Annotated in this window: 13 protein-coding genes; 12 read left to right on the top strand and 1 reads right to left on the bottom strand. The window is 63.0% G+C overall.

The window, feature by feature from the left end; genetic code table 11:
• Nucleotides 1-168 precede the first annotated feature (168 nt).
• Together HNQ60_RS28165 and HNQ60_RS21585 are read left to right on the top strand one after the other, a co-directional pair.
• Nucleotides 169-1386 carry an oligogalacturonate lyase family protein gene (locus HNQ60_RS28165; RefSeq protein ID WP_221304371.1) on the top strand — a complete coding sequence of 406 codons (1218 nt, stop codon included), beginning with the start codon at nt 169-171 and terminating at the stop codon, nt 1384-1386.
• A gap of 66 nt (nt 1387-1452) precedes the next feature.
• Nucleotides 1453-1944, top strand: a complete 492-nt coding sequence (locus HNQ60_RS21585) for an SRPBCC family protein (protein WP_221304370.1) — start codon at nt 1453-1455, stop codon at nt 1942-1944.
• 96 nt (nt 1945-2040) lie between these two features.
• On the opposite strand, the gene HNQ60_RS21580 is transcribed toward HNQ60_RS21585, so the two are convergent.
• A complete protein-coding gene (locus HNQ60_RS21580; protein WP_184334840.1) occupies nt 2041-3189 on the bottom strand; it encodes an alpha-hydroxy acid oxidase in 1149 nt (382 codons plus the stop codon).
• Nucleotides 3190-3435: 246 nt separating this feature from the next.
• Here HNQ60_RS21580 and rhaS point away from each other — a divergent pair, with 246 nt between their 5' ends.
• The 10 genes from rhaS to HNQ60_RS21530 all read left to right on the top strand — a co-directional run bounded on the left by rhaS (nt 3436) and on the right by HNQ60_RS21530 (nt 17203).
• The gene (gene rhaS, locus HNQ60_RS21575; protein WP_184335000.1) at nt 3436-4404 is read left to right on the top strand and encodes a rhamnose ABC transporter substrate-binding protein; all 969 of its coding nucleotides are present in this window, start codon (nt 3436-3438) and stop codon (nt 4402-4404) included.
• Between the two features lie 90 nt (nt 4405-4494).
• Nucleotides 4495-5967 (top strand): sugar ABC transporter ATP-binding protein, encoded by a 1473-nt coding sequence (locus HNQ60_RS21570; RefSeq protein ID WP_221304368.1) that lies wholly within the window; start codon nt 4495-4497, stop codon nt 5965-5967.
• Entirely contained in the window at nt 5960-6919 is a 960-nt protein-coding gene (locus HNQ60_RS21565) for an ABC transporter permease (RefSeq protein ID WP_184334838.1), read from the top strand. Before HNQ60_RS21570 ends, HNQ60_RS21565 begins: the two co-directional genes overlap by 8 nt.
• Nucleotides 6916-7869 carry an ABC transporter permease gene (locus HNQ60_RS21560; protein ID WP_184334837.1) on the top strand — a complete coding sequence of 318 codons (954 nt, stop codon included), beginning with the start codon at nt 6916-6918 and terminating at the stop codon, nt 7867-7869. Before HNQ60_RS21565 ends, HNQ60_RS21560 begins: the two co-directional genes overlap by 4 nt.
• Entirely contained in the window at nt 7869-8984 is a 1116-nt protein-coding gene (locus HNQ60_RS21555; protein ID WP_184334999.1) for a rhamnogalacturonan acetylesterase, read from the top strand. The genes HNQ60_RS21560 and HNQ60_RS21555 overlap by 1 nt, the downstream gene beginning before the upstream one ends.
• Before the next feature lie 154 nt (nt 8985-9138).
• Complete coding sequence (locus tag HNQ60_RS21550) at nt 9139-12051, top strand: TonB-dependent receptor (RefSeq protein WP_184334836.1); 2913 nt, start codon at nt 9139-9141, stop codon at nt 12049-12051.
• A gap of 20 nt (nt 12052-12071) precedes the next feature.
• Nucleotides 12072-12386: an L-rhamnose mutarotase gene (rhaM, locus tag HNQ60_RS21545; RefSeq protein WP_184334835.1), complete on the top strand. Its 315-nt coding sequence runs from the start codon at nt 12072-12074 to the stop codon at nt 12384-12386.
• Between the two features lie 49 nt (nt 12387-12435).
• Nucleotides 12436-13542, top strand: coding sequence for a beta-galactosidase BglB (gene bglB, locus HNQ60_RS21540; RefSeq protein WP_184334834.1), 1107 nt, complete (start codon nt 12436-12438; stop codon nt 13540-13542).
• A gap of 125 nt (nt 13543-13667) precedes the next feature.
• Nucleotides 13668-15185 carry an MFS transporter gene (locus HNQ60_RS21535; protein ID WP_184334833.1) on the top strand — a complete coding sequence of 506 codons (1518 nt, stop codon included), beginning with the start codon at nt 13668-13670 and terminating at the stop codon, nt 15183-15185.
• Nucleotides 15186-15265: 80 nt separating this feature from the next.
• Entirely contained in the window at nt 15266-17203 is a 1938-nt protein-coding gene (locus tag HNQ60_RS21530) for a glycoside hydrolase family 97 protein (protein WP_184334832.1), read from the top strand.
• The last annotated feature ends 85 nt before the right edge of the window (nt 17204-17288 follow it).

The raw sequence follows: 17288 nt of genomic DNA, 5'->3' as shown, positions 1-17288 counted from the left end.
ACGACTAGACTTGCGGGAAACAGATCGAAGGGGGACCTCACCGTGCGCCATCGTTGCCGCATTGCCATCGGCTTGATTGCATTGGGTTTGTTTCAATCGGCAGGGAGCTTGGCAGAGTCGCGTCCGACGCCTCCCCGCGAATGGATTGACCCGTCAACCGGACACCGCGTGATCCGGCTTTCCGATGAGCCGGGCACACGATCGCTCTACTTTCATCAGAACAGCATCACGCCCGATGGCCGGTTCGTGATCGTCTCGGGAAACTCAGGCATCACCGCGGTCGAGATCGCTACGCGTCGCAACCAGCTCATCGTCTCCGGCAAAGCGAATCCGCTGTTCGTCGGACGCAGGACCGGGCTGCTCTACTTCTCACGCATCGAGGATGGAGAAGCCTCGAATGCCAACGACTCAGGCCAGCAGAAGACGACGACGATCTTCGCCATTGCGGCGACCGGCGGCAAAGCGCGCAAGATCGCGACACTCGAGCGCGGGTTCGTCGGCTCCGTGAACGCCGACGAGACACTGCTGCTCGGCGTATACGCGGAGCGCGACTTCGCACTCGAAAGCGGACCGCGCGACCCGCGCTTCGACAACAACTACGCGGCGCTCGGTCGCGACGGCAAACCCCTCACGTTCGCGGAAGCAAAGGAAGTCCGGCTCGACGCACGAGTCGAGGCCGCGATCCCGATGACGATGTTCACGATCGATGTCGCGACCGGAAAGCAGCGCGCCATTCACCAGTCGACCGCCTGGCTGAATCACCTGCAGTTCTCTCCCACCGATCCGTCGCTCATCATGTTCTGTCACGAAGGTCCCTGGCACAAAGTCGATCGCATCTGGACCCTGCGCCTGGGCGACGACAAGCCGCCGCAACTCGTTCACCGGCGCACGATGAACATGGAGATTGCAGGGCATGAGTTCTTCGACATCGACGGCAAGACGATCTGGTACGACCTGCAGACTCCACGCGGCGAAGTCTTCTGGCTTGCGCGCGCGAACGCCGACGGCAGCAATCGTCAGTGGTATCACGTCGAACGCGATCTCTGGTCCGTTCACTACAACATCTCTCCCGACGGCACGTTCTTCGCGGGCGACGGCGGCGATGAAGAGATGGTTGCGAAAGCGAAGGACGGGAAGTGGCTCTACCTGCTCTATCCGGAGCCGATCAAGGATGTGGCCGGCATCTCGGCGCCAGACGCCGAGCATCTCGTTCGTCCGGGCAAGCTGCGTGCGGAGAAGCTCGTCGACATGCGGGCGCATGACTACAGGCTCGAGCCGAATGTGATCTTCACGCCCGATGGCAAGTGGGTCATCTTCCGGTCGAACATGCACGGCGACGCTTACGCATACATGGTCGAAGTCGCGAAGGCAGCGAGCCGGGAATGACCTGGTGCCGAGGCGCCGCGGACTGAGTGCTATGCTCGTGCCCCCTCCATGCACGGCGGCACAACCGTGGAAAGAACTGAGAAACGCGTCGATCGGGCGTCGATTCTGATCGAGGCGTCACCGGAGCGCGTGTATCGCGCGTTCGTCGATCCGTCGGCACTCGCGCAGTGGCTTCCGCCGACCGGCGCGCATGCAATCATCGATGCGTTCGAGCCTCACGCAGGAGGCAGCCTCCGCGTGACACTCGTGTTCGATGCACATCAGGGCAAGACGACGGATAACTCGGATGTCGTGGATGGAAGATTCGTCGAACTCATCCCTGACAAGCGCATCGTGTGGGCGATCGATTTCGTCGCGGACGATCCTGCGTTCGCAGGCACTATGACGATGACATGGACGTTTTCGCCGGAGGGCGCGGGCACGCGAGTCGCGGTCGCTGCGACCGATGTGCCTTCAGGAATCAGGCCGGAGGACCATCAGCAGGGACTGGCGTCGTCGCTCGCGAACCTTGCAGCGTATTGTCAGAGCCGGAATGGATTCCCGCGTACGCGGGAATGACGAGGCGATTTCGTCGTCACACCCGCGAACGCGGGTGTCCATCCGGGGCAAGCGTCGGATCAAGATGGATTCCCGCTTTCGCGGGAATGACGAAGTTCAGGTGCGTGCCGTTCGCAGAATGCTCGAGTCCACACTCCGGACATCAGCGCCGCCCGTCAGCGCGAGACTCACACGAAGCTCGTCTCGCAGGATACCCAGCGCCTGCGTAACGCCGGCTTCGCCTCCCGCCGCGAGCGCATAAAGAAACGTCTTGCCGATGAGGCAGCCGCGAGCTCCGAGCGCCAGCGCTTTGAGAATGTCCTGGCCCGACTGCACGCCACCGTCGAACAGAACTTCGCAGCGGCCCTGAACTGCGTCGACGATCTCCGGCAGCACGGAGATGGTCGATGGCGCGCCGTCGAGCTGACGCCCCCCATGATTCGAAACGACGATGCCGTCGACACCGGCGGCACAGGCATGGCGTGCATCCTCCGCATCGAGGACGCCCTTGATGATGAGCTTGCCCGGCCAGGCCTTGCGGACCCACTCGATGTCGGCCCACGTCACCGTCGGATCGAACTGCGAAGCGATCCAGGCGGAGAGCGTCGTGAGCGAACCACCGGACCGCTTCATCAGGTCTTCGAGATTGCCGAACGTCCGGCGGCGCCCGAACAACACCTTCAATCCCCACGCCGGCTTGGTGGCGACGTCGAACAGATTCCCGAACGTCAGCTTCGGCGGAATGCTCAGACCGTTCTTCGCGTCGCGGCGCCGCAGACCCATGATGGGCAAATCGACCGTCAGGACGAGCGTCGAGCACTGCGCCGCTTTCGCCCGCTCGATCAGCTCCATGTTGAAGCTGCGCTCGCGCATCAGGTAGATCTGGAACCAGAAGGGCTTCTTCGTCACGCTGCGCACGTCCTCGATCGAACAGATCGACATCGTGCTCAGGCAGAAAGGGATCCCGAACGCCTCGGCCGCGCGGGCACCCAGCATCTCGCCGTCCGCATGGAACAGGCCGGTCAGCCCCGTGGGTGCAATGGCGAGCGGAATTGCCGCCGGCTCACCGAGCAATGTCGTTGCGAGCGCCTGCTTCGAGACATCGACCATCACACGCTGGCGAAACGCGAGTGCTTCGAGATCGTGGCGATTGCGCCGGAACGTCACTTCATCGTACGAGCCGCGATCTGCGTACTCGAAGATCGCGCGCGGAATACGCCGCCGCGCGCGTTCGCGCAGGTCGGCAATGCTGTTGATGACCGTCATGACAACCGATGAGTCCCGTTCAATGTTCGTCGCGCCGTCCGGCCCGGATCACTCTTCTTATAAGGCGGACGCACGACAGCGCGCAAAGCGCCGATGCTTCGCGTGCGGATCCTGTGTAGCATGCGAATCGGTCATATACAATCATTTCCGATAAACTTCGGTCACGACGCCGGGCACCAGACCCGGCCTTGCTGGGGGACGACGATGACACGACGGGGGCTTTCGTTCGCGGCACTCGCATTGGCGATGGCATTGCCAGCCGCTTTGATCGGCTGCGGCTCGCGCGATGCGACGAACGCGTCAGAGCGAGTGCGCATCGGCATCGTCGCGAAGTCACTCGGCAACGGCTTCTTCGATGCCGTCCACAAAGGCGCGGCTGAAGCAGCGGGGCCGCTCGACGTCGATCTGATCTTCACCGGCCCGACAACACCGACGGCGGAAGGACAGATCGAAGTCGTGAACGCGCTGATCGCTCAGCGCGTCGATGCGATCGCAATCTCCGCCAACGATCCCGATGCCGTCGTACCGGCACTGCAGCGCGCAGCACAGCGCGGCATCAAGGTAATCTCGTACGACTCCGCAGTCGCGGAAGCAGGACGCGTCGCGCATCTCGCACCGTCATCGGATCAGCTCATCGGTGAAACAGTCGCGCAACTCGCGGCCGAACTGGCACCGGGTGGCAAGGGCAAGATTGCTGTCGTTTCCGCAACACCGACGTCGACGAACCAGAACGCCTGGCTCGCGCAATTGAAGCAGGCGCTGACTGCGCATCCGGGACTGGAACTGGCCGCAGTCGCCTACGGCGACGATGTTTCTGACAAGTCGTATCGTGAGACCACAGCACTCCTGCAGCAGCATCCCGATCTCGCAGTGATGATCTCACTCAGTTCCGTCGGCATCGTTGCAGCTGCCCGCGCCGTCGAAGATCGCGGTCTCACAGGCAAGTTGCCAGTGACCGGTCTCGGCTTACCTTCCGAGCTCGCCGGCTACGTCAAGCGCGGCGTGGTCCCGAAGTTCGCCATCTGGAATCCGATCGACCTCGGCTACGCCACGACGCAGATCGCGGCCCGGATTGCCCGTGGCGAAAGCATCTCCCAGCCGATCTCGATCGAGCGCCTGGGCAGCGTGACGTTCGATGCGAATGGCGTCGGTGCGATGGGCAAGCCGTTTGTATATGACGCGAGGAATATTGATGAGTTTGCGGGGGTGTTCTGATGGGAATGGAGGCGACCTGTCGCTCACGCGAAAGCGGGAGCCCATCTTTTCCGGATGGATTCCCGCTTTCGCGGGAATGACGGGGTTCCAATGCTCCGCCTCGCAAACATCCGCAAATCCTTCGGCGGCGTCCACGCTCTCCGCGACGCAACGCTGACCCTGCACGCCGGCGAAGTCACGGCGCTGATCGGTGAGAACGGCGCGGGCAAGTCGACGATCGTGCGGATCATCGGGGGATTGCATCAACCCGACGCCGGCGAGATTCAGCTCGACGGACGCACTGTGCGCATCACCGATGCGCACCACGCAAGGTCACTCGGCATCAGCATCGTCCACCAGGAATGCGTGGTGTTCGACAACCTCTCGGTTGCCGAAAACATCTGCATTCACGCACGTCCGCAGCGCCACGGACTCGTATCGTGGCGACAGATGCGCGAACGCGCCAAGACCATGCTTCGACAGCTCGACGCAACGTTCGATCCCGACCTGCCTGCGGGTCGGTTGAGCATCGCGCAGAAGCACATCGTGCAGATCGCGCGCGCCCTCGACAGCGACGCCAGGGTGCTCGTTCTCGATGAACCGACCGCAGCGCTGTCGCATCGCGAAGCGGAAGACCTGTTTCGCATTACGCGGCAGCTCACAGGCGACGGGTGTGCGGTGCTCTTCATCAGTCATCGCTTCGAGGAAGTCTTCTCGCTCGCGCATCGCTACTCAGTGTTTCGCGACGGAGCCGCGGTGGACGCCGGACGGATCGATGAAGTCGACACCAACGTCCTCGTGAAGCTGATGGTCGGGCGGGCAGTCGAACCATCGGTGTCGGGACATGCAGCGCCGTCGGAGACCGAACTCCTGCGTGTCGAGGGACTGTCGCGCCGGGGCGAGTTCAACGGCATCTCGTTCTCCGTGCGCCGAGGCGAGGTCCTGGGAATCTATGGCCTCGTTGGAGCGGGTCGGAGCGAAGTCGCGCATGCGCTCTTCGGGCTGTCGACAGTCGACAGCGGAAGGATTCTGATCGATGGCATGCCCGTCACGATCGCCAGCCCCACCGACGCCGTTCGTCACGGACTCGCCTACGTCCCGGAAGACCGCCAGACCGAGGGCGCCATCCTGTCGCTCTCCATCGCTGCGAATGTCTGCCTGCCCAGCCTGCAGGCGCTCGCACCGCAAGTCATTTGCAAGCGCGATCGCGAATCCGCCTTCGCGCAGAAATGGATCGACTCGCTGTCGGTGAAGACGCCGGGTCCCGATCAGCTCGTCGGCGCGCTGTCCGGAGGCAACCAGCAGAAGGTCGTGCTCGCTAAATGGCTGGCGAGGCAGCCGCGCATCCTCATCGTCGACGAACCCACCAAAGGCATCGATGTCGGCGCGAAGGCAGCCGTGCACGCGGTAATGCGCGAGTTCGTCGCGAAAGGTCACGCCGTCGTGATGATCTCGTCTGAGCTACCCGAGGTCCTCAACCTTTCGGATCGCGTGCTGGTGATGCGGCGAGGTCGAGCACGAGGCGTCTTCGAGCGCGAGGCGGCAACGCCAGAAGCCATTGTCCGGGCGGCAACAGATGCTTAGTCGCGATCTCCGGCTCGGCATCGCGACGCTCCTGCTGTTCGCCGCGGTCACGGCCGCTTTTCCGCAGTTCGCCCGCCCCGACAATCTCGCTGGCGTGCTGAACGACAGCGCGATTCTCATCCTGCTGGCGCTCGGACAGATGCTGGTGATCCTGACGCGCGGCATCGATCTCTCCGTCGCGGCCAATCTCGCGCTCTGCGGCATGATCGCCGCGCTGTTCAATCGCCATTTCCCTGACGCGGGCGCCCTGTCGACGGTCGCGATCGCACTGGTTTGCGGCGCCCTGCTCGGTGCGTGCAACGGCCTGCTCGTGTGGAAGCTGCGCCTGCCGCCGATCGTCGTCACGCTCGGCACGATGTCGATCTTTCGTGGCGCGATCTACCAGTTGTCGGGCGGCGTATGGGTCAACGACAACGAAATGTCGCCGGCCTTCCTCGATCTCGTGCGCTATCGCTTCCTGGGGCTGACTACGCTCGCGTGGACTGCAGTCATCGCAGCGCTCGCCGCCTTCATCTGTCTGCGATACCTGCGCACGGGTCGCGACCTCTACGCAGCGGGCGGAAATCCTTCAGCGGCGACCGCGGCGGGCATCGACCCCGGTCGCATGCAGTTCATCGCGTACACGATCTGCGGTGCGATCGCCGGTGTGTGCGGCTATCTCTGGGTCGCGCGATTCGCGGTTGCCTACACCGACATCGCGCTGGGTTTCGAGCTCGAAGTGATCGCAGCCTGCCTCATCGGCGGCGTCGCGATTGCTGGAGGCATCGGTACCGTCACCGGCGTCCTGCTCGGCTGTCTCTTCATCGGCGTGATCCGCAACGCCCTGCCGCTCGTCGGCATCTCACCGTTCTGGCAGATGTACATCAATGGCGTCGTCATCACTGTCGCGGCACTGATGAGTGCACGCCAGCGCACCGAGAAGCGATCGATTCTCGAAGCGGAGCGTGCATGAAGGCGGCTGCGTGGCTGCGCTGGGAATCGATGCTCGCGCTCGTCCTCGTCGGCGAGTTCGTCGTGTTCTCGATGCTGACACCTTACTTCCTCGATCCGCTGACATTGTCAGATGCGACGTTCAGCTTCACGGAACGCGCCGTGATCGCGTTGCCGCTCGCGCTCGTGATCATCAGCGGCGACATCGACATCTCCGTCGCGGGGATCATTGCGCTTGCCTCGGTCGCGATGGGACTCGCCGCGGCAGAAGGCGTACCGACCGGAGGACTCGTAGCCATCGGACTCGCAACGGGTCTCGCTGCCGGCATCATCAACGGAGCATTGGTTACGATCGGCCGCGTTCCGTCCATCGTCGCCACGATCGGCACGATGTCTTTGTTTCGCGGGATCGCCTATGCGGTGCTCGGCGATCGGGTACTGAAGAACTATCCCGCGTCATTCACCCATCTCGGCCAGGGCTATGTGTTCGGTCTCGTTTCGTACGAGCTGTGCATCGTTGTCGTGCTCGCACTGATTGCGGGCGTGGTTCTGCACTTCACGCGCTGGGGCCGCTGCATCTACGCCATCGGATCGAATCCGGTCGCCGCCCGCTTCTCGGGCGTCGCCGTGAATCGCTATCGCCTCATGCTGTTCGCCGCAACCGGGATGTGCAGCGGACTGGCGGCAGTGCTCCTGACGTCGCGACTCGGATCGACACGCCCGTCCATCGCACAGGGATGGGAGCTCGAGATCATCGCGATGGTGATCCTCGGCGGCGTCTCCGTCTGGGGCGGCAAAGGGACCATTCCTGGTGTGCTGATGGCGGCGGTCGCGCTCGGCATCTTCGGCTTCGGTCTGAGCCTGCTGAACATTCCCGGTATCGTCATGTCGATCTTCGTCGGCGCGCTGCTGATTGCCGTCGTTGCGGTTCCCGCGATTGGAGAGCGATTGCGCATCGGAGCACGACCGTGATGCGGCTCGTGCCGCTGCTGCTCCTGGCGCCGGCAATCGTCGATGCGCAGACATTTGATCTGACGCGCACGGAGAGCTACGACGACCGGCGCGGCTACGGGTTCGAGACATCGGTGCCGACTGCATTCTCGATCCGCGCCGCCGAGGGCAACTACCGTGTGACAGTGGAGTTCGCCGACGCTGCATCAGCCCGATCGGCCAGAATCCTCGCGGAAACCCGGCGGCTGATGATCGAGCCCGACAGCGGGCCTGAGAACGCGACACGCAGCTTCATCGTGAACATTCGCAATCGCTCGCTTCCGCCGCTGCCGGAGAATGCGCCGGGCGGGACCCAGGTCCGGCTGAATCCTCGTGAGCTCGAGACGTTCACATGGGACGACCGGCTGACGCTCGACTTCACCGGCGCGCGTCCTCGCTCCGTGACGATCGAGCGCGCCAACGTGCCGACTGTCTATCTCGCCGGCGACTCAACGGTCACCGACCAGCAAGCGGCACCGTCCGCGAGCTGGGGACAGATGCTGCCGCGGTTCTTCAAGCCCGATGTCGCGATCGCGAATCACGCCGAGTCCGGCGAGACGCTGAAGTCCTTCATGACTGGGCTGCGCCTCGACAAGATCCTCTCGACACTGCAGCCGGGCGACTGGCTGCTGATCCAGTTCGGCCACAACGATCAGAAAGCGCAGTGGCCGCAGACCTACGCCGAGGCGGCGACAACGTATCGCGACTATCTTCGTGCCTACATCGGCGAAGCACGACGACGGGGCGCGACGCCGATCCTGATCACATCACCGGAACGGCGCCGCTTCGACGACGGCGGCCACATCGTGAACAGTCATGGTGATTATCCGGAGGCGGTTCGCGCAGTTGCCCGGGAAGAATCCGTCGCGGTGATCGATCTCTGGTCGGCTAGCAAACAGTTCTATGAATCGCTCGGCCCACAACGCGCGCCCCGCGCCTTCGCCGACGAAGGTCGCGATCTCACTCATCACAGTGACTACGGGGCGTATGAACTGGCAAGGCGGGTTGTGGAGGGGATGCGGGCGGCGGACGCGCGATTGACGGGTCATTTGGCCGAGCAGCTGGAGACAGATGGATCCCCGCGTGCGCGGGGATGACCGATCGACGGCGGCGTCTCGCCGCCTTGATCGGTCAACTACAATCATAATATTTCATTTTCGATCACAAACTGCCATGATCGGCCGGCATCGAAACAGCAGGCCGGCAGACGCCTGTAGAGGCGCGAACCGGGCCATATCACCGGAGGGGGTCATGTCGAAAGGATCGAAGAAGATTTCGTGCGCCGTGAAGGCGTTGTCGCCGGCACTGGTCCTGGCAATCTCATCTGCTGCGGCGCAAGAGGCATCGACTCCGAACGGAGCGGCCAATGGCGCCAATCTCGAAGAAGTCGTCGTCACCGGCTATCGCGCGAGTCTCGAGAGCGCCCTGGCCGAAAAGCGCGAACAGAGCGGCGTCGTCGACGTCATCAAGGCCGAGGACATCGCGGACTTTCCGGACTCGAACCTCGCCGAATCGATCCAGCGGGTGCCAGGTGTTTCGATTTCCCGGGTCGCCGGTGAAGGCAAGGCGATCACCGTTCGCGGTTTGAATCCCAGCTTCACGCGCGTTCGCATCAACGGGATGGAAGCGCAGAGCGCGGCGAGCGGCACGGTCAGTGACCGCGGCGCGAATCTCGGCCGCGGCTTCGACTTCAACGTCTTTGCGTCCGAGCTGTTCAACACGATCGCCGTTCGCAAGACCACCTCGGCGGAAATCGTCGAAGGCTCGCTCGGTGCGACGGTCGACCTGACGACGGCACGGCCGTTCGACTTCCCCGGCCTCACGTTCGTCACGAGCGTGCAGGGCAACTACAACGATCTGTCCGAAGACGTTGAGCCGCGCTTCTCGGCGCTGATCAGCAACACGTGGGCCGACGGCAAGTTCGGCGCACTCGCGTCGATCGCCTACACCGAGCGCCACTACTTCGAAGAAGAATTCGGCTCCGGCGGCTGGAATCCGGCCACCGTCGACGGCGGCTTCTGCACGCCTGTCGGCCGCACGCCGCAGAATCCGGCGAACGATCCGGTTCGCGGCACTGACGCGGCGAATTGTGCCACCGGTGTCGAACGTCCAGCCGCAAACGACCCTTACTACGACCTCGTGAACCGCAGCACCGTATTCCTGCCCCGCCTGCCTCGTTATGGCCGCTTCGAGCACGACCAGGAACGGCTCGGTGTCAGCGCCTCGCTGCAATGGCAGCCCGCCGACTCGACACTCTTTACGCTCGACGCGCTCTACAGCGACTACGACGTGAAACGCGAGGAAAGCTGGCTCGAAGGCTTCTCGTTCGCGCGCGCGATTTCCCAGAACGGCAAGCCGCAGACGGCGATCCGCTTCGCCGAACTGATCCCCGTCGGCGTGAGCAATACACAGGGCACAAACTTCGGGCTGGACGTCTTCGACATCGGCCTCGGCACCTTCGAGGGCGTCGACGTGCGCGCCGATACGCAGCACGATGAGTGGAAGAGCGAGTTCATGCAGTTCACGCTCACCGGATCGCACGAGTTCAGCGATACGCTGCGGCTGAACATCGTCGCGGGCCAGTCGACGAACAATCTCGATCAGCCGGTGCAGACGACCATCATGTTCCAGCGGCCGAACGCGGGCATGACGATCGATTTCACCCAGGATCGCGACCGCCCGACCTTCACGCACGATTTCGACGTGACTGATCCCGCGCAATACACGTTCGGCGCGGGCAATGCCGAAGTCCGCATGACGCCGCTTTGGGTCGAGAACGAATACCGCACAGGCGACGCCAGTCTCGCGTGGACGTGGGCCGACGACATGACACTGAAGTTCGGCGCGCGCTTCACGGAGTTCGACTACGACATTCACGCCAAGGCGCGTCCGAACAACTTCCTCGTGCCGGATCTCACTACCGCGCAGCTCACCGATGTGACGCGTCTCGTGACCGGCTTTGGTGACGGCGGTCTCTCGGGGCGCTTCCCGTCGTCGTGGCTCACGACGGACTACGACAAGTTCATCGATCAGTACGACATCTACAGCGGCACCGGCCTGTGGGTACTCGGCGGCTCGGAGCTTCCCGGACCGCGCGGCAATATCCGGCACCTGACGGAGAAGGACACCAGCGTCTATCTGCAGCAGGACTTCCGCTTCGATGTGTTCGGCATCCCGCTGCGCGGCGATATCGGCGTGCGCTATGTGCTGACCGACCTGGAATCGACCGGCTATCAGGTCGCCACGACTCCCGTGCAGGTCACCGTCGATCACGACTACGGCGAGTTCCTGCCGGCATTGAATCTGGCCGCGGAGCTCAGCGACGAACTGATCGGTCGCTTCTCCGTCGCACGTGTGATGTCGCGGCCTGAGATCGGGTTCCTGACACCTGGCGGCGCTGTGAATCTGACGGGCACACCGGGCGTGAGCTCGGGCAATCCGTTCCTCGAACCGATCCTCGCGACGACGTACGACGTGTCGGTCGAGTGGTACTTCGCGGAAAGCTCGCTGCTGGCGCTGGGTCTCTTCTACAAGGACATCGAGACGTACATCCAGAACCAGTCGCAGCAGATGAGCTTCCGCGAGACCGGCCTGCCGCTCGCGCTGCTGATCGGCACGAATCTCGATCCCGACAACACACCGTTCACCGTGAGCCGTCCGGTCAACACCCCAGGCGGTCCGCTGAAGGGCTTCGAGATCAACTACCAGCAGGCCTTCTCGTTCCTGCCGGGCTGGATGAGCAACTTCGGCGCGTTGCTGAACTACACGTGGGTGGATTCCGAGATCGAGTACTACCTCGCGCAGAGCGCAACGACCACGACGCGCGACGATCTGCTCGGCCTGTCGAAGAACGCATACAACGCGACGGTCTACTGGGAGAACACGACTGTCAGCGCCCGCTTGTCGGCATCGTATCGCGACAAGTTCCTCGAAGCGCTGCCGGCGAACAATCCGCTGCAGGACGTCGAGGGCACGGACGAGATGCTGACCTTCGATGCCTCCGCTTCGTGGAGCCTCAACGACCAGTTCAAGCTGACTTTCGAGGCGCTGAACCTGTTCGATGAGTACAAGCGGCAGTACATTGACTCCGACCGCGACAGCACGTTCGTGTATGGCCATACGGGCCGGCAGTTCAGCCTGGGCGTGCAGTACCGGTTCCAGTAGGAGACTGCAGCGAGACCCGCATGACGACCCATGCATTCCGTATGAAGCTCAAGCCCGGCGTCGTGGAAGAGTATCGACGCCGGCACGACGAGATCTGGCCGGAGCTGTCACAGCTGCTGACGGACTCCGGCATCTACGATTACTCGATCTTCCTCGATGAGGAAACGCTGCACCTCTTCGCGGTGCTGAAGCTCACGCCCGACAATCAGCGCGAGGCGCTGCCGCGGCATCCTGTGATGCAGCGCTGGTGGAAGTACATGGCCGATCTGATGGAGACGCATCCGGACAATCGTCCGCGCGAATGGCCGCTGCAGCCGCTGTTCCATCTGGATTGATTGTGTGAATACTGGCAGCGTGTGCGAATGAACGTACCGAGGACCTGACGTGCCGAATCTTGCCCATGGCATCGATGCCGCCGATGTCGAGCGTCACATCCAGCTTCTGATCAGCAACCTGGTGGACATCAAGGACAGCTCCGGAGAGTTCCTGCTGCGCCTCGACGACGGCCGGGTCATCGATACCAAGGGCTGGAACGACTGGGAATGGACGCACGGCGTCGGCCTGTACGGTATCTACAAGTACTACCAGCTCACGAACGGCGCGCGCTGCCTTGCGATCATGCAGAGCTGGTTCCGCGACCGCTTCCACAGCGGTACGCCGACGAAGAACATCAACACGGTCGCCGCTTTGCTGACGCTCGCATACCTTTACGAGGAGCACGGCGACAAGACTTACCTGCCCTATCTCGACACCTGGGCCGAATGGGTGATGCACGGCCTGCCGCGCACGCAGGAAAACGGCTTCCAGCACATCGTGTTCAACTCCGAGAACCCGCAGCAGCTCTGGGACGACACGCTGATGATGAGCGTGTTGCCGCTGGCGAAGATCGGCAAGCTGCTGAATCGTCCGGCGTACGTCGAAGAGGCCCGGCGGCAGTTCATGGTGCACATCAAGTACCTCGTCGATCGCAAGACCGGTCTGTGGTTTCATGGCTGGACGTTCCAGGGCCACCATCACTTCGCCGAAGCGCTCTGGGCGCGTGGCAATTGCTGGGTCACGATCGCGATCCCGGAGTTCATCGAGCTGCTGGATCTGCAGCCCGGCGATTCGTTGCGTGAGTTCCTGCTCGAAACACATGTCGCACAGATCGACGCGCTGGTACGCCACCAGGATAAGAGCGGCCTGTGGCACACGCTGATCAACGATCCGAACTCCTATCTCGAAGCTTCCGCCACCGCGGGATTCGCCTACGGCATCCTCAAGTCCGTGCGGAAGCGCTACATCGACGCGAAGTACGAGGACGCGGGCGTCCGCGCCCTCAAGGCCGTCATCGCGAACATCGCTCCTTCCGGCGAACTGCGGAACGTGTCGTTCGGCACCCCGGTCTTCGATGACCTGGATGGCTATCGCAAAGTGCCGCTGACGTCGATGCCGTATGGGCAGGCGATGGCGATGCTGGCGCTGGTGGAGTTCAAGAGGGCGTTCATCTGAGCATCAACGTCGTCACCCCCGCGCAAGCGGGGGGTCCATCCTTCCCTGGCTTCCGATGGATTCCCGCTTTCGCGGGAATGACGAGAAGCCCTGACCTGGTCATTTCATAGCTCACAGTCACCTCCATGCGCCCCGTCCGCTTCGGCCACTATCTCGCCTACGGCTCCAACGATTTCCTCGGTGCCGGCGCGATGGCCGTCATCAGCGGCTGGATCCTGTTTTTCTATACGACGTTCTGTGGGCTCACGCCGGTGCAGGCGGCGGCAATCTTCGCTATCGCGCGGTTGTTCGATGCGGTGGCAAGCCCGCTGATCGGCTATCTGTCCGATCATTTCCATCGCACGCGGCTCGGCAGGAAATTCGGTCGCCGGCGCTTCTTCGTGCTGCTGGCCGTGCCGTTGCTGCCGAGCTTCGCGTTGATGTGGATCGAGGGTCAGAGCTTCTGGTACTACCTCGTCACATACGTCTTCTTCGAAGTCGTGTATGCGATGGAGCTGATTCCGTACGAGACGCTCGCCGCGGAGATGTCGCCCGACTACAAGGTGAAGGCCAAGTTCGCGGGTGCACGCATCCTCTGCGGGCAGATCGCCGCGATCCTGGCAGGTGTCCTGCCTGGCCGGATCATCGAGCACTTCGGCAAGCAGTCGGCCGAGACGTTCCTGTACCTGGGCATCATCTTCTCGGTCATCTTCATGCTGGTTGCACTGGCCGTCTTCACGTTCAGCTGGGAACGACCGCGCGAAGAGATCGAAAGCATCGCCAGCGAAGATCATGTTTCGCCGTTGCGCAGCCTGCGTCGCCTCTATTCCGATCTCTGGGCGACGATGCGCATTCGCGCGTTCCGGTTGCATCTCGGCATGTATCTCGGCGGCTATATCAGCCAGGACATATTCAACGCTGCGTTCACGTACTTCGTCGTGTTCGCGCTCGGCAGCACGGTGGTCGCTGCATCCAACTATCTTGGAGCGATGGCATTTGCCCAGTTGCTCTCCGTCGCTGTCTTCATTCCGATGTGCCTGCACTATCACCCCGCGCCTTCGTATCGAATCGCGGTATCGCTGTTCGGCGTCGCCGTGCTCGGATTTCTGGCGCTGCATCACGCTCAGCCCGCGCAGGCCTGGTGGATCTATGTGCCCGTGCTCGTGGCGGGCCTCGGCCGGGGCGGCCTCAACTACATTCCCTGGAACGTCTACAACTACATGGCTGACGTCGACGAGATCGTGACGGGCCGGCGTCGCGAGGGTGCGTTCGCGGGCGTGATGACCTTCGTGCGCAAGACCACACAGGCCGCTGCGGTAATGGGCGTCGGTTTGATCCTGCAGGCAGGCGGGTTCGTGGCCGGCAGTGCGACGCAGTCGTCCGAAGCTGTCACCACGATTCTCATCGTGATGGGACTCGGCACGCTGACGTTGCTCACGTTCGGCTTCTTCGTGTCGCTGCGCTTCCATCTGAACCGGGAGACGCACGAAGTCCTGATGGGCGAGATCAAACGCTTCAAGGAACAACCCGGCACCGAGCCGACGCCGGAGAACCGGCGCATCGTGGAAGATCTGTCGGGGTGGCCGTATGAGCGGTTGTGGGGGCGCGGGGCGGCGGCCAACCCTCCTCAGTCATTCCCGCGTACGCGGGAATCCATGCCTTAGATGGAGATGGACACCCGCGTTCGCGGGTGTGACGAAAGGTCGGCGATACTCTCGCCGCTCGAATACCAAAGGAAGCCCTGATGCTCAAAGCCATCGCGACGACCGCCCTGATCCTTCTGCCCACGGCATTCGCCATCGCGGCACCGACGCGCATCACGAGCCCCGACGGGCGCGTTGTCGCAGTGTTCGACGTGAGCACCGAAGGCTCGCCTCGCTACTCCATCGAGCTCGCCGGCAAACCTCTACTGCAATCCTCGAAGCTGGGTCTCGTGCGAGACGACGCCGACTTCACTCGCGCATTGCGGCTCACGTCAGTATCCGCATCGGAATCCGTCGTCGATCGCTACGAGCTGCTGACCTCGAAGCGCCGGCTCAACGAGTATCGGGCGAATCGCCAGGTCGCATCGCTGCAGACCGCAGCGGGCCAGAAGCTGGAGATCGTCTTCCAGGTTTCGAACGACGGCGTGGCCTTCCGCTATCGGTTCCCCGAAACGAGCTCGCGGGTGCATCGGCTCAGCGAAGAGACCTCGTCGTTCAACTTCCTGCCCGGCACGATGACCTGGCTGCAGCCGATCGCGGCGGCGAAGACGGGCTGGAGCGAAACCAATCCCTCCTACGAGGAGATCTACGATCGCGAGTGGATCGTCGGCACGCCCTCGCCGACCGGCGCCGGCTGGGTTTATCCCGGACTCTTCCGCAGCGGCGACACCTGGCTGCTGATCAGCGAGACGGGACTCGATCGCAACTACCCAGGCACACGACTGAAAGGCACCTGGCGCAGCACCGAATACCGCGTCGGCTTCCCGGATCCACTGGAGCATTTCCAGAACGGTCCGGTGAATCCGCAGTCGACGCTGCCCTGGCAGACACCGTGGCGACTCGTCGTCGTCGGCAGCCTGAAGACGATCGTCGAATCGACACTCGGCACCGATCTCGCGGACAAGCCCGCGCCTGGCGCCAAAATCCCCGGACCGGGTCCGGGCAAGGCTTCCTGGAGCTGGCCATTGCTCGGCGATCCGCTCACGACCTACGACACGCAGAAGCGCTTCATCGACTATGCGGCGGACATGGGCTGGCGCTACACGCTGATCGACAGCATGTGGGACCAGCAGATCGGCGATGCGAAGATGAAGGAACTCGTCGACTACGCCCGCACGCGCAACGTCAGCGTTCTTGCCTGGTACAACTCGGCCGGTGACTGGAACACGGCGCCGCAAACGCCACGCGGGCTGCTCCTCACGCGAAAGGATCGCGAACGCGAATTCACCCGCGTGAAGGCGCTGGGCGTCGTTGGGCTCAAAGTCGACTTCCTGCCTGGAGACGGCCAGTCCGCCATCGCGTACTACCACGACATTCTCGAAGATGCCGCCCGCTTCGGACTGCTGATGAATTTCCACGGTTCGACGCTCCCGCGTGGCTGGCAGCGCACCTATCCGAACCTGATGACGATGGAAGCGGTGCGCGGGCTCGAGTTCGTGACGTTCGAGCAGAAGAACGCCGAGGACGAGCCGACGCACGCCGCGATGCTGCCGTTCACGCGCAACGTGTTCGATCCAATGGACTTCACGCCCGTCGTGCTCGATCGCATCAACAACATCGAGCGGCGCACGAGCAGCGCCTTCGAGCTGGCGCTGTCGGTTCTGTTCACCTCGGGTATCACTCACTACGCGGAGATTCCCGAAGGCATGGCACGCGCCCCGGACTACGTGCGCGAATTCATGAAGGGTGTCCCGAGCGTCTGGGACGAGGTGAAGTTCCTGGATGGCTTTCCCGGCCGCTACGTCGTGCTCGCTCGTCGCAGCGGCAAGCGGTGGTATCTGTGCGGGATCAATGCGGAGAAGGAATCGCGAAGCGTGACGCTGAGGCTCGATGAGCTCGGCGTGAGCAAGGGCACGCTGATCACCGATGGACCGGGTGGGAACCTGTCGTTCCGGACGCAGAGCATGCAGGTTGAGCGCGGCAAGGCGCTCGAGCTGACGATCGCGGCACGAGGTGGGTTCGTGGTGACGGCGGAGTAGGCGCCACACTCGTCATTCCCGCGAACGCGGGAAATGACGAAGCAGAGTGGATTCCCGCTTTCGCGGGAATGACGATGCTGATCGC

The organism is Povalibacter uvarum (assembly GCF_014202975.1).
Classification (GTDB): Bacteria; Pseudomonadota; Gammaproteobacteria; order Steroidobacterales; family Steroidobacteraceae; genus Steroidobacter; species Steroidobacter uvarum.
The sequence above is the reverse complement of the archived record's forward strand: the minus strand, read 5'-3'. Positions and strand labels throughout refer to the sequence as shown.

Excerpts from the sequence above, each read along its gene's own strand:
- HNQ60_RS21580 (WP_184334840.1), bottom strand. The coding sequence starts at position 3,189 with ATGACGGTCATCAACAGCATTGCCGACCTGCGCGAACGCGCGCGGCGG.
- rhaS (WP_184335000.1), top strand. The coding sequence starts at position 3,436 with ATGGCATTGCCAGCCGCTTTGATCGGCTGCGGCTCGCGCGATGCGACG.
- HNQ60_RS21570 (WP_221304368.1), top strand. The coding sequence starts at position 4,495 with ATGCTCCGCCTCGCAAACATCCGCAAATCCTTCGGCGGCGTCCACGCT.
- HNQ60_RS21565 (WP_184334838.1), top strand. The coding sequence starts at position 5,960 with ATGCTTAGTCGCGATCTCCGGCTCGGCATCGCGACGCTCCTGCTGTTC.
- HNQ60_RS21560 (WP_184334837.1), top strand. The coding sequence starts at position 6,916 with ATGAAGGCGGCTGCGTGGCTGCGCTGGGAATCGATGCTCGCGCTCGTC.
- HNQ60_RS21555 (WP_184334999.1), top strand. The coding sequence starts at position 7,869 with ATGCGGCTCGTGCCGCTGCTGCTCCTGGCGCCGGCAATCGTCGATGCG.
- HNQ60_RS21550 (WP_184334836.1), top strand. The coding sequence starts at position 9,139 with ATGTCGAAAGGATCGAAGAAGATTTCGTGCGCCGTGAAGGCGTTGTCG.
- rhaM (WP_184334835.1), top strand. The coding sequence starts at position 12,072 with ATGACGACCCATGCATTCCGTATGAAGCTCAAGCCCGGCGTCGTGGAA.
- HNQ60_RS21535 (WP_184334833.1), top strand. The coding sequence starts at position 13,668 with ATGCGCCCCGTCCGCTTCGGCCACTATCTCGCCTACGGCTCCAACGAT.
- HNQ60_RS21530 (WP_184334832.1), top strand. The coding sequence starts at position 15,266 with ATGCTCAAAGCCATCGCGACGACCGCCCTGATCCTTCTGCCCACGGCA.